Here is a 12,615-nt window from a genome sequence, read left to right on the forward strand (position 1 = left end):
TTTTTTTATGCCTGTGAATTGATACGACGCAATACCCCCTGCCTCTAAAGTAGTAATACTCCTCCGAATGAAAGTCAGCAGAAAAAGCTGATAACGAATAATTTCGTTATATATAAAACTACATAGCGGTTTGTGCCGCCTCTCTTTTCTTTGTGAGCAACCAAAGTGAGTCTCTATGAAAATCAACGCGCCTGAAGAATTGCTGGCTGCCGAGGTCACTCGCCGTGGTTTGATGAAAACCACGGCAATAGGCGGCCTGGCTGTAGCCAGCAGCGCTTTCACGCTCCCTTTTACCCGACTGGCGTCAGCGGCGGATGCACTATCCCCGGCCTCAGTCCCGGAAAAAGTGGTGTGGAGTGCCTGTACGGTAAACTGCGGTAGCCGTTGCCCGCTGCGTATGCACGTAGTGGATGGCGAAATAAAATATGTCGAAACCGACAATACCGGGGACGATAACTACGAAGGGTTACACCAGGTTCGCGCCTGTCTGCGTGGCCGCTCCATGCGTCGTCGCGTCTATAATCCGGATCGTCTTAAGTACCCAATGAAGCGCGTGGGTAAACGTGGGGAAGGGAAGTTCGAGCGCATTAGCTGGGATGAAGCCTACGATATTATCGCCACCAATATGCAGCGGCTGATCAAAGAGTATGGCAACGAATCCATCTACCTGAACTACGGTACCGGCACGCTGGGCGGCACGCTAACCCGCTCCTGGCCACCAGGAAAAACGCTGGTGGCGCGTCTGATGAACTGCTGCGGCGGTTATCTTAACCACTATGGTGACTACTCCTCTGCACAAATCGCCGCAGGACTGAATTACACCTACGGTGGCTGGGCAGACGGCAACAGCCCGTCTGATATCGAAAACAGCAAGCTGGTCGTTCTGTTCGGGAACAATCCGGGTGAAACGCGTATGAGCGGCGGCGGGGTGACCTACTACCTCGAACAGGCGCGTGCTAAATCCAATGCCCGCATGATCATTATCGATCCGCGCTATACCGACACCGGTGCAGGACGCGAAGATGAGTGGATCCCAATCCGCCCAGGTACCGATGCCGCGCTGGTCTCCGCGCTGGCGTGGGTGATGATCACTGAAAATCTCGTCGATCAGCCGTTCCTGGATAAATACTGCGTCGGTTATGACGAGAAAACCCTGCCAGCCAGTGCCCCAGCTAATGGCCACTACAAGGCGTATATTCTCGGTCAGGGCAGCGACGGCGTGGCGAAAACGCCGGAGTGGGCGTCTACCATCACCGGTATTCCGGTCGAGCGTATTGTTCAACTGGCGCGTGAAATTGGCTCAGCCAAACCGGCCTATATCAGCCAGGGGTGGGGACCGCAGCGTCATGCGAACGGTGAAATTGCCACCCGCGCAATCTCCATGCTCTCCATTCTGACCGGCAACGTGGGTATTCATGGCGGTAACACTGGTGCGCGTGAAGGCTCATATGAAGTCCCGTTTGAACGTATGCCAACGCTGGACAACCCGGTACAAACCAGCATTTCCATGTTTATGTGGACCGATGCGATTGAACGTGGCCCGGAAATGACCGCCTTGCGCGACGGCGTGCGCGGTAAGGACAAGCTGGACGTGCCGATCAAGATGATCTGGAACTACGCCGGTAACTGTCTTATCAACCAGCATTCGGAAATCAACCGCACTCATGAAATCCTGCAGGACGACAAGAAGTGCGAGATGATTGTGGTGATCGACTGCCACATGACCTCCTCGGCAAAATACGCCGACATTCTGCTGCCGGACTGCACCGCGTCTGAGCAGATGGACTTCGCGCTGGATGCCTCCTGCGGCAACATGTCTTACGTGATCTTCACCGATCAGGCGATTAAACCGCGCTTCGAGTGCAAAACCATCTATGAGATGACCTCCGAGCTGGCGAAGCGTCTGGGCGTTGAGCAGCAGTTTACCGAGGGACGTACTCAGGAAGGCTGGATGCGCCATCTGCATGAACTCTCCCGCAAAGCCATCCCAGACCTGCCGGATTTCGATACCTTCCGCAAGCAGGGCATGTACAAACAGCGCGATCCTGAAGGGCATCACGTTGCCTACAAAGCGTTCCGCGAAGACCCGCAGGCGAACCCGCTGACTACGCCGTCGGGCAAAATTGAAATCTACTCCGAAGAACTGGCAAAAATTGCGTCTACCTGGGAGTTGCCGGACGGAGACGATATCGATCCGCTGCCGATCTACACGCCAGGATTCGAAAACTATAACGATCCGCTCACGGCGAAATTCCCGCTGCAGTTGACCGGTTTCCACTATAAAGCGCGCGTTCACTCCACCTACGGTAACGTCGACGTACTGAAAGCCGCCTGCCGCCAGGAGATGTGGATCAACCCGATGGATGCGAAAGCGCGTGGCATTAACAATGGCGATCGCGTGCGCATCTTCAACGGCCGCGGTGAGGTGCATATTGAAGCCAAAGTCACGCCACGCATGATGCCAGGCGTCGTGGCGCTGGGAGAAGGGGCATGGTACAGCCCTGATGCCAACCGCATCGATCAGGCAGGCAGCATTAACGTACTGACCACGCAGCGTCCGTCGCCGCTGGCGAAAGGCAACCCGTCTCACACAAACCTTGTTCAGGTTGAAAAGGTTTAAGGAGTAACCGATGACAACCCAGTATGGATTTTTCATTGATTCCAGCCGTTGCACCGGGTGCAAAACCTGCGAGCTGGCCTGTAAAGATTACAAAGATCTCACCCCAGACGTGAGTTTCCGTCGCATCTACGAATACGCCGGAGGCGACTGGCAGGAAGATAACGGTGTCTGGCATCAAAACGTGTTTGCCTATTACCTGTCGATTGCCTGTAACCACTGCGAAGACCCTGCCTGTACGAAGGTCTGTCCGAGCGGGGCGATGCACAAGCGTGAAGACGGTTTCGTGGTCGTGGATGAAGATGTTTGTATCGGCTGCCGCTACTGCCATATGGCCTGCCCGTACGGCGCACCTCAGTACAATGCCGCCAAAGGGCATATGACCAAGTGCGACGGCTGCCACTCTCGCGTCGCGGATGGCAAAAAACCGATCTGCGTCGAGTCCTGTCCGCTGCGCGCGCTGGACTTTGGCCCTATAGAAGAACTGCGTCAAAAACATGGCCAGCTTGCTGCGGTAGCACCGCTGCCGTCCGCGCACTTCACGAAGCCAAGTATTGTGATTAAACCCAACGCCAACAGCCGTCCTACAGGTGATACCACCGGCTACCTGGCAAACCCGAAGGAGGTGTGAGATGGGAAGTGGATGGCATGAATGGCCGCTGATGATCTTCACGGTCTTTGGTCAGTGCGTGGCGGGTGGCTTCATCGTGCTCGCGCTGGCACTGCTGAAAGGTCAACTCACCGCTGAACAGCAGCAGCGTTTAGTGTTGAGCATGTTTGGCCTGTGGGTGCTGATGGGGATTGGTTTTATCGCCTCTACGCTGCACCTGGGCTCACCGATGCGCGCGTTTAACTCGCTTAACCGCGTGGGGGCATCGTCCCTCAGTAACGAGATTGCCAGCGGGGCGATTTTCTTCGCCATCGGCGGGCTGGGCTGGTTGCTGGCAGCGCTTAAAAAATTGCCTGCAGGTCTGCGTAGCCTCTGGCTGATCGTGACCATGGTGCTGGGCGTGGTGTTTGTATGGATGATGGTGCGTGTCTATAACACCATTGATACCGTCCCTACCTGGTACAGCGTCTGGACGCCAATGAGCTTCTTCCTGACGATGTTTATCGGCGGGCCGCTGCTCGGCTATCTGCTTTTGCGCGTGGCGGGGGTAGACGGCTGGGCAATGCGTTTGCTGCCAGCCGTATCGCTGCTGGCGCTGGTAGTGAGTGCAATCGTTGCCCTGATGCAGGGCGCTGAGCTGGCCACCATTCATAGCTCCATTCAGCAGGCCTCTGCGCTGGTGCCGGATTACGGTTCTCTGATGGCCTGGCGTATCGTGCTGCTGGTAGCGGCGTTGGTATTCTGGATCGCGCCTCAGCTAAAAGGCTACCAGCCTGCTCTGCCGTTGTTATCACTGGCCTTTGTGCTGGTGCTGGCAGGGGAGTTGATTGGTCGTGGCGTCTTTTATGGTCTGCATATGACGGTCGGTATGGCCATCGCCAGCTAATCTTATTTTTTGTTATAAAAAGCCGGGACATAGCGCCCGGCTTTTCTTTTTTCATTCATGAAATTTTTCGACTGTCGTTTTGTTTTAATTTCTACCATTAATAAATAAAAACAGAGACATAATTAATATCTATAGCAGGCACTGCATTAGCAGGATAAGTTTTTTAAATCGACAGGGAACATATCGTGCGAGCCGGCTAAATCAGTGGATTGACTTTGTTTTTGCCAGTGGCATGATGCGCACGAAATCTGAACTTCCTCACGGTTTTTAATCCATGACCACCTATACCCGGCCAGTGCTACTGTTGCTCTGTGGCCTGCTTCTGCTGACCCTGGCGATCGCAGTGTTGAATACGCTCGTCCCGCTGTGGCTCGCCCATGAAAACTTACCGACCTGGCAGGTGGGTATGGTTAGCTCGTCCTTTTTCACCGGGAACCTGCTGGGCACATTATTAACCGGTAGCCTGATTAAACGCTTTGGCTTTAATCGCAGCTATTATCTGGCTTCGCTGATTTTCGCCGCCGGGTGTGCCGGGTTGGGCCTGATGGTCGGCTTCTGGAGCTGGATGGCGTGGCGCTTTATCGCCGGTGTCGGTTGCGCGATGATTTGGGTGGTTGTTGAAAGTGCGCTGATGTGCAGCGGTACGTCACGTAACCGCGGACGCCTGCTGGCAGCCTATATGATGGTTTACTATGTGGGCACCGTGCTGGGACAACTGATGGTCAGCAAACTGCCAACGGACCTGATGAGCGTGCTGCCATGGGCAACCGGTATGGTGCTGGCGGCGATCCTGCCGCTGCTCTTTACGCGTATCGTGAACCAGAAAAGTGAGCATCAGGAAGCGACCCACATCTGGCCGATGCTGAGGCTGCGCCAGGCGCGTCTGGGAGTTAATGGGTGTATTATCTCGGGGATTGTTCTGGGCTCGCTCTATGGTCTTATGCCGCTCTACCTGAACCATCAGGGCGTCAGCGATGCCGGGATTGGTTTCTGGATGGCGGTCATGGTGAGCGCGGGGATTGTCGGGCAGTGGCCGATTGGCCGCCTGGCCGATCGCTTCGGTCGCCTGCTGGTGCTGCGCGTTCAGGTCTTCGTGGTGATCATGGGCTGTTTTGCTATGCTCAGCAACGCCGCGATGGCCCCAGCGCTGTTTATCCTTGGGGCAGCGGGGTTCACGCTTTATCCGGTCGCGATGGCGTGGGCCTGTGAGAAAGTTGAACATCACCAGCTGGTGGCGATGAACCAGGCGCTGTTATTAAGCTATACCATCGGCAGCCTGCTGGGACCAACATTTACCGCGATGCTGATGCAGAATTATTCTGACAATTTGCTGTTTATCATGATCGCCAGCGTGTCGTTTATTTATCTCTTAATGCTGCTGCGCAAAGCAGGCGAGCATCCAACGCCTGTGGCGCACGCCTGATTAAATAAAAGCCTGTCATTGACAGGATTTTTTGTCCCTGTCACATATAAGACTTTTACGTATTGTTTGTTTTCCCCGCCCGGCGATAATTCAAATGAGTTCTACCACTAAAAGGCAACAATCATGTCTAAACGTCGTTTTTCCACTACCGCACTTGCCGTAGTGTTGTCTTTAACGTTTGCAGCGGCTCCGGTCATGGCTAATCCAGGAAACGGGAATGGCGGCGGTCACGGCAACGGTGGCGGACAAGGTAATGGCGGCAATCATGGTAACGGGAACTCTGGTAACCATGGTAATAAGCAAAATAGCGGTCAGGATAACCCAGGGAAATCAGATAAGAGCTTTAAAAGCAGCAAAGATGTCGGCAATGATGTTGACGCTCGCGTAAGCTTCGATCATGCCCGTCACCTGGCACTGAATTACGGCTTAACGGGCTATGAGTCTCTGCCTCCGGGTATTGCGAAAAACCTGGCCCGCGGTAAACCGCTTCCTCCGGGTATTGCGAAGAAAACCGTGCCAGCCTCTATGCTCGGCCAGCTTCCATCCTACCCAGGTTATGAATGGCGCGTGGTGGGTGACGATCTGGTCTTAATTGCGCTGAGTACGGCGATTGTGACTTCCGTTATTAACGGCGTCTTTAAATAGAATTTAAAAAGGCCCGGTTCTCACCGGGCCTTTTCTTTAATACATGACCTTGTGGCCATACTGCTCAAGAATACCTTTCACGCGCTCCATCGTCTCTTTTTTCGGTGGCTTCACGCCATCAAGTTTGTACTCTTCACCCATCGCCACCCATTTGTGTTTGCCAAGTTCGTGATAGGGCAGAAGCTCAATTTTCTCGACGTTGCCCATGTCGCGGGTAAATTCCCCCAGGCGGTGCGCAGAGTCGTCGTCATCTGACCAGCCGGGAACAACAACATAGCGGATCCAGGTTTTGATGCCTTTGTCGGCAATATACTTCGCAAATTCCAGCGTACGGTGGTTGGAAACGCCAACCAGATTCTGGTGGATCTCATCATTCATCTGTTTGAGATCGAGCATCACCAGATCGGTCACTTCGAGCAGTTCATCAATAACCGGATCGTAGCGGCGCACGAAGCCGTTGGTATCGAGACAGGTGTGAATGCCTTCCTTGCGGCAGGCGCGGAACCAGTCGCGGACAAATTCAGCCTGAAGAATGGCTTCGCCGCCGGATGCGGTCACGCCGCCGCCGGACGCGTTCATAAAGTGGCGATAGGTCACCACCTCTTTCATCAGATCTTCCACGGTGACTTCTTTCCCACCATGAGTGTCCCACGTGTCGCGGTTGTGGCAGTACAGGCAGCGCATCAGGCAGCCCTGGAAGAAGGTAATAAAGCGGATACCCGGGCCATCGACGGTGCCACAGGATTCAAAGGAGTGAATGCGACCAATAGTTGACATTGCGGTGAGATCTCCGAATTTGGCCCATCCGGGGGCCTATGTAGTTGCACAGCTCAAAGGCTATGTCGAGTCTGTTTTGGCTGTTATCCATTCAGTATAGATAGCGGACAAAAGAGACTGATGAAGCGAGGGTGTTAAAAAGGCCCCACTTGCGTGGAGCCTTTATTGTACGCCTTTTAACGCGTGATTTCAGTCAATTCCACTTACATGGACTGAGTGAAAGTACGGGTGATAACGTCCTGCTGCTGTTCTTTAGTCAGGGAGTTAAAACGTACTGCGTAGCCAGATACACGGATGGTCAGCTGAGGATATTTCTCAGGGTGTTCCATCGCATCGAGCAGCATTTCACGGTTCATTACGTTCACGTTCAGGTGCTGACCACCTTCGATGGACGCTTCGTGGTGGAAGTAACCATCCATCAGACCCGCGAGGTTAGTTTTACGCACTTCGTCGTCTTTACCCAGCGCGTTTGGCACGATGGAGAAGGTATAAGAGATACCATCTTTCGCGTAGGCAAACGGCAGTTTAGCAACGGAGGTCAGAGAGGCTACCGCACCTTTCTGGTCACGACCGTGCATTGGGTTAGCACCTGGTCCGAATGGCGCGCCAGCACGACGACCGTCTGGGGTGTTACCGGTTTTCTTACCATACACAACGTTAGAAGTGATGGTCAGAACAGACTGAGTCGGGATAGCGTTACGGTAGGTAGTCAGTTTCTGAATTTTCTTCATGAAACGTTCTACCAGGTCAACCGCCATGTCATCAACGCGAGAGTCGTTGTTACCGAACTGCGGATATTCGCCTTCGATTTCGAAGTCTACAGCCAGGCCGTCTTCGTCACGAATTGGTTTAACTTTCGCGTATTTGATTGCAGACAGGGAGTCAGCAGCAACGGACAGACCTGCGATACCACACGCCATGGTGCGGATAACGTCACGGTCGTGCAGCGCCATCAGAGAGGCTTCGTAGCTGTACTTGTCGTGCATGTAGTGGATAACGTTCAGCGCAGTGACGTACTGTTTAGCCAGCCAGTCCATGAAGTGATCCATACGTTCCATCACTTCATCGAAGTTCAGAACGTCGCCTTTGATTGGCTCAGACTTAGGACCCACCTGCATTTTCAGTTTTTCATCAACGCCGCCGTTGATTGCGTACAGCATGGTTTTCGCCAGGTTTGCACGCGCACCGAAGAACTGCATTTGTTTACCAACAACCATTGGGCTTACGCAGCAAGCGATAGCGTAATCGTCGTTGTTGAAGTCCGGACGCATCAGGTCATCGTTCTCGTACTGCAGAGAAGAGGTGTCGATGGACACTTTAGCGGCGAATTTCTTGAAGTTCAGAGGCAGTTTTTCAGACCACAGAACGGTGATGTTCGGCTCCGGAGAAGGGCCCATGGTGTACAGGGTGTTCAGGAAGCGGAAGCTGTTTTTGGTGACCAGCGTACGGCCGTCAACGCCCATACCACCGATAGATTCGGTTGCCCAGATTGGGTCGCCAGAGAACAGTTCATCGTATTCTGGGGTACGCAGGAAGCGAACCATACGCAGTTTCATGACCAGGTGGTCAATCATTTCCTGAGCGTCTTGCTCGGTGATTTTACCTGCTTTCAGGTCACGTTCGATGTACGCATCCAGGAAGGTGGATACGCGGCCGAAGGACATTGCTGCACCATTCTGAGACTTAACAGCGGCCAGGTAGCCGAAGTAGGTCCACTGGATAGCTTCCTGGGCGTTGGTTGCAGGACCAGAGATATCGCAGCCATATTTCGCTGCCATCTCTTTGATCTGACCCAGCGCACGGTGCTGTTCAGCAATTTCTTCACGCAGACGGATAGTCGCTTCCAGGTTTACGCCGTTTTCCAGGTCAGACTGCAGGGAAACAAACTGCGCGTATTTGTCTTTCATCAGGAAGTCGATACCGTACAGCGCAACGCGACGGTAGTCACCAATGATACGGCCACGGCCATACGCATCTGGCAGACCAGTCAGAACGCCAGATTTACGGCAGTTCAGAATGTCTTTGGTGTAAACATCGAATACACCCTGGTTGTGGGTTTTACGGTATTCGGTGAAGATTTTTTTCAGCATTGGGTCCAGCTCGCGGTTATACGCTTTGCAGGAACCTTCAACCATTTTGATACCACCGAACGGGATGATTGCGCGTTTCAGTGGTGCTTCAGTCTGCAGACCAACGATTTTCTCAAGGGCTTTGTTGATATAGCCAGCATCGTGAGAAGTGATGGTGGAAGCAACGGAGGTGTCAAAATCAACTGGCGCGTGAGTGCGGTTTTCCAGTTTAACGCCTTCCATTACGCTGTCCCACAGCTTGGTGGTCGCGTCAGTTGCGCCAGCCAGGAAGGATTCGTCACCTTCATACGGGGTATAGTTTTTCTGAATGAAGTCACGGACGTTGACTTCATTCTGCCAGTCACCTTTCGCAAAACCTTCCCAGGCTGTGGCTAACTTTTCATTAAGCTCGGACATGTAACACCTACCTTCTTAAGTGGATTTTTTATTTACTGCCTGAGATAACCATCAATGATGGTCGTCGCCACGCAGGTAAATGACCCAGTATGTCAACCCAACTAACAGACCCCCACCGATAATGTTCCCGATAGTGACGGGGATCAGGTTATCAGTAATGAAATTCATAATAGTCAGGTGAGAGAAACTTTCCGGGGATGAACCAATTGCGGTCCAGAACTCCGGGCTTGCAAAGTTGCGGATAACAATCCCCATCGGGATCATGAACATATTCGCAATACTGTGCTCAAAGCCGCTGGCAACAAACATCGCAACCGGCAGAACCATAATCATGGCTTTATCCATCAGGCTACGACCAGAATAGCTCATCCAGACCGCCAGGCAGACCATCAGGTTTGCAAGGATGCCGAGAGCAACGGCTTCGATAAATGTGTGGTGCATTTTGTGGTCGGCGGTTTGCAGGACATTAAGCCCCCAGCCGCCGTTGGCGGTCATGTACTCGCCAGAAAGCCACATCAACAGAACAAAGAGCAGACAGCCAATCAGGTTGCCAACGTAGACGTTAAGCCAGTTGCGCGCCAGTTGACCCCAGGTAATTCTTCCGCTGGCTTTTGCCACGACAATCAGCACCGTTGAGGTGAAGAGGTCGGCACCGCAGATGACGCAAAGAATCAGACCCAGTGAGAAGCAAATGCCGCCAATCAGTTTGGCCATGCCGAAAGGCATTCCGGCAGTACCGGTGGTGGCGGTGATGTAGAAGACGAAAGCGATTGAGATGAACACACCAGCAGTAATCGCCAGATAGAACGTCTTCATCGGGTGTTTCGTTGCTTTATAGACACCCGCTTCTTCGGCAACTTTTGCCATCGCGGCGGGGAGTAAAAGATCAAAAGGGTTGTCAGCTTTCACACTAACTCTCTCTTTATTAAGTCGGCGACGAGATACTAACAAAGCATTATAGAAGAGAAATTGATATAGATCATATCTCGCCTGGCTTATAGGCCCGCAGTGTGTATGGTTTTACAGCAAATGCGGAGTAAGTAATTGATTATCCGTATAAAAATAAATTTTAAAAGTTATGAAAAGAGTTGAATTATTTCGTTCGGCCCCCTCCGAAACAGTTAATTAATATGGAGTATTTACCATAAAAAGTAACAATAAAGCCCGGGTAAAGATTATTATATTTACCCATGTTTAACTTTATTATTACAATCAGCAATCATTACCGAAAAAAATAAAAAACGGGGCAATGAAATTGCCCCGTAATATAGCCCAGACGATTGAATACGCCTACTGCTGCTAATGTTATATGCGCTTATTTTGACCAGTAAGCGGCTTTTGCTTTCTGCAGCTTTTCATAGGCCTTGAGCAGCGACTGGTGCGCCGGGAAGGCTTTCAGATCGCTGTCCACGGCCTGCAGACCGTAGAATGGCTCTTCACCGCTGAGCGCCGCGCTGGCGGCTTCAACCGCTTCAGCACCGTACATACGCACGAAAGCGTTCAGGTATTGCAGTGGCTCACGATCCTCTTCCTGCGAAAGCAGCAGCAGGGTTTGCAGGCAACGGTAATAGTTGGTGCGCTCGGCAGAGAAGACCGACTGGTTGAATTCCATCGTCCATTCCGTCCAGGCCAGGGCCTGATCCAGATCGCCGCCAGCCAGCGCCAGCATCGCTTTCAGCTCCCCCATACGCAGGGTATACCAGCCGTTGTCTTTACCCGTCGCCAGGCCCAGCAGTTCACGCACGCGAGTGAAATCATCGTGACCTTCTTCGTCCAGTTGGGCGATCAGGTTCAGATAATCCTCTTTTTCCCACTCGCTGCCTGGCAGAGCAAGCAGGGTTTCGCGCAGGTGCGCGCCCATGCTGTTGTTCGCCAGCCACAGATCTTCAGCAGGGTAGATGTCGGACATGCCCGGCACAATGATGCGGCATGCGTAAACGCCCAGGTGTTCGTAGTCGGCAATGTAGACTTCCTGATCTTCGGCGTTAAAGATGGCCATCAGCGTGGCGAACTCTTCTTCCGTGGTGCCGGCAAAGCTCCAGTCTACGAACGGATAGTCTGCGTCCTGCTTAAACATATCCCAGGAGATCAGGCCGCTGGAATCGATGAAGTGGGTTTCGAGGTTGGTATGCTCCGCCACTTCTTCATCGTCAAAGGTTGGCGGTGTGAAGACGTCGAGATCTTTCAGGCTACGGCCCTGCAGCAGTTCGGTGACGGTACGCTCCAGCGCCACGCCGAAGTCAGGGTGCGCGCCGAAGGAGGCGAAGCAGGTGCCGTTTTCTGGGTTAAACAGCACCACGCAGATCACCGGATATTTTCCGCCCAGTGAGCCATCGTAGGCGAAGATTGGGAAACCTTCCGCTTCGAGTTTGGCGATGGACTCCACCACGCCCGGGTAGCGCGCCAGCACGTCGGCCGGAATTTCAGGCAGGCTGATAGATTCGGCAATAATGCGGTTTTTAATGTGACGCTCGAACACTTCTGACAAGCCCTGAACGCGCGCTTCGTTGCGGGTGTTACCGGCGGACATGCCGTTAGACACATACAGGTTGCCGACGATGTTCATCGGAATATACACGGTCTGCTCGTCAGACTGGCGGGTGAACGGCAGGGCGCAGATACCACGATCTTCGTTACCAGACTGCAGATCGATCAGCATGCTGGCGGTCAGTTCGTTTTCTGGATCGTAGAACGCACGCAGGCGGGCGTCGAGAATACCTTCCGGCAGTTCATCGTCTTCGGTCAGCGGGAACCATTTTTCGTTCGGATAGTGAACGAATGGGCCGTTAGCGATGGTTTCGCCCAACCAGAAGTCAGCGAAGAAATAGTTGGTGGACAGACGCTCAAAATACTCACCCAGCGCGGAGGCCAGTGCCGCTTTTTTAGTCGCGCCTTTCCCGTTGGTAAAGCACAGGGCACACTCTTTGTCGCGAATATGGACGGACCAGACATGGGGCACCGGATTGAGCCAGGAGGCTTCTTCGATGTTAAAACCCAGGTCGGTCAGTTTCTGCTGGAAGCGAGCGATGGAATCTTCCAGAGCGGCGTCTTTGCCGGGGATAAACGTTTGAGTCATGGCGTTCACTTTTATCGTACGTAAAGCGCGCAATGATACGGGTTTTGCGTGACGGGTGCTATCTTCGGCGAAAATAAAAGGCTGGGCTATGCTTA

The 12,615-nt window shown here is 53.1% G+C and carries 9 protein-coding genes; 5 read left to right on the forward strand and 4 right to left on the reverse strand.

Translation table 11 applies throughout. The annotated features are described in order from the left end of the window. Positions 1 to 175: 175 nt before the first annotated feature. The 5 genes from dmsA (at position 176) to ABFI50_RS16595 (ending at position 6,181) form a co-directional block, all read left to right on the forward strand. Positions 176 to 2,620, forward strand: coding sequence for a dimethylsulfoxide reductase subunit A (gene dmsA / locus ABFI50_RS16575; RefSeq protein WP_347484569.1), 2,445 nt, complete (start codon positions 176 to 178; stop codon positions 2,618 to 2,620). Between the two features lie 10 nt (positions 2,621 to 2,630). Then, on the forward strand, positions 2,631 to 3,248 hold the full coding sequence (locus ABFI50_RS16580) for a DMSO/selenate family reductase complex B subunit (protein WP_014883208.1): 618 nt from the start codon (positions 2,631 to 2,633) through the stop codon (positions 3,246 to 3,248). 1 nt (position 3,249) lies between these two features. Beyond that, positions 3,250 to 4,113, forward strand: coding sequence for a dimethyl sulfoxide reductase anchor subunit family protein (locus tag ABFI50_RS16585; RefSeq protein WP_014883209.1), 864 nt, complete (start codon positions 3,250 to 3,252; stop codon positions 4,111 to 4,113). A 274-nt stretch (positions 4,114 to 4,387) separates the two neighbouring features. Next, positions 4,388 to 5,536 (forward strand): MFS transporter, encoded by a 1,149-nt coding sequence (locus tag ABFI50_RS16590; RefSeq protein ID WP_047624204.1) that lies wholly within the window; start codon positions 4,388 to 4,390, stop codon positions 5,534 to 5,536. Between the two features lie 123 nt (positions 5,537 to 5,659). Continuing rightward, on the forward strand, positions 5,660 to 6,181 hold the full coding sequence (locus ABFI50_RS16595) for an anti-virulence regulator CigR family protein (RefSeq protein ID WP_023332541.1): 522 nt from the start codon (positions 5,660 to 5,662) through the stop codon (positions 6,179 to 6,181). Positions 6,182 to 6,217: 36 nt separating this feature from the next. On the opposite strand, the gene pflA is transcribed toward ABFI50_RS16595, so the two are convergent. The 4 genes from pflA to ycaO all read right to left on the reverse strand — a co-directional run bounded on the left by pflA (position 6,218) and on the right by ycaO (position 12,520). Further along, positions 6,218 to 6,958: a pyruvate formate lyase 1-activating protein gene (pflA, locus tag ABFI50_RS16600; RefSeq protein WP_014883212.1), complete on the reverse strand. Its 741-nt coding sequence runs from the start codon at positions 6,956 to 6,958 to the stop codon at positions 6,218 to 6,220. Between the two features lie 203 nt (positions 6,959 to 7,161). Next, positions 7,162 to 9,444: a formate C-acetyltransferase gene (gene pflB, locus ABFI50_RS16605; RefSeq protein WP_014883213.1), complete on the reverse strand. Its 2,283-nt coding sequence runs from the start codon at positions 9,442 to 9,444 to the stop codon at positions 7,162 to 7,164. Between the two features lie 51 nt (positions 9,445 to 9,495). Beyond that, positions 9,496 to 10,353, reverse strand: a complete 858-nt coding sequence (gene focA / locus ABFI50_RS16610) for a formate transporter FocA (protein WP_032637072.1) — start codon at positions 10,351 to 10,353, stop codon at positions 9,496 to 9,498. Positions 10,354 to 10,759: 406 nt separating this feature from the next. Beyond that, positions 10,760 to 12,520: a 30S ribosomal protein S12 methylthiotransferase accessory factor YcaO gene (gene ycaO / locus ABFI50_RS16615; RefSeq protein ID WP_347484573.1), complete on the reverse strand. Its 1,761-nt coding sequence runs from the start codon at positions 12,518 to 12,520 to the stop codon at positions 10,760 to 10,762. Positions 12,521 to 12,615 lie beyond the last annotated feature (95 nt).

The sequence above is a fragment of the Enterobacter sp. HNDS-6 genome (assembly GCF_039850505.1).
Classification (GTDB): domain Bacteria; phylum Pseudomonadota; class Gammaproteobacteria; order Enterobacterales; family Enterobacteriaceae; genus Enterobacter; species Enterobacter kobei.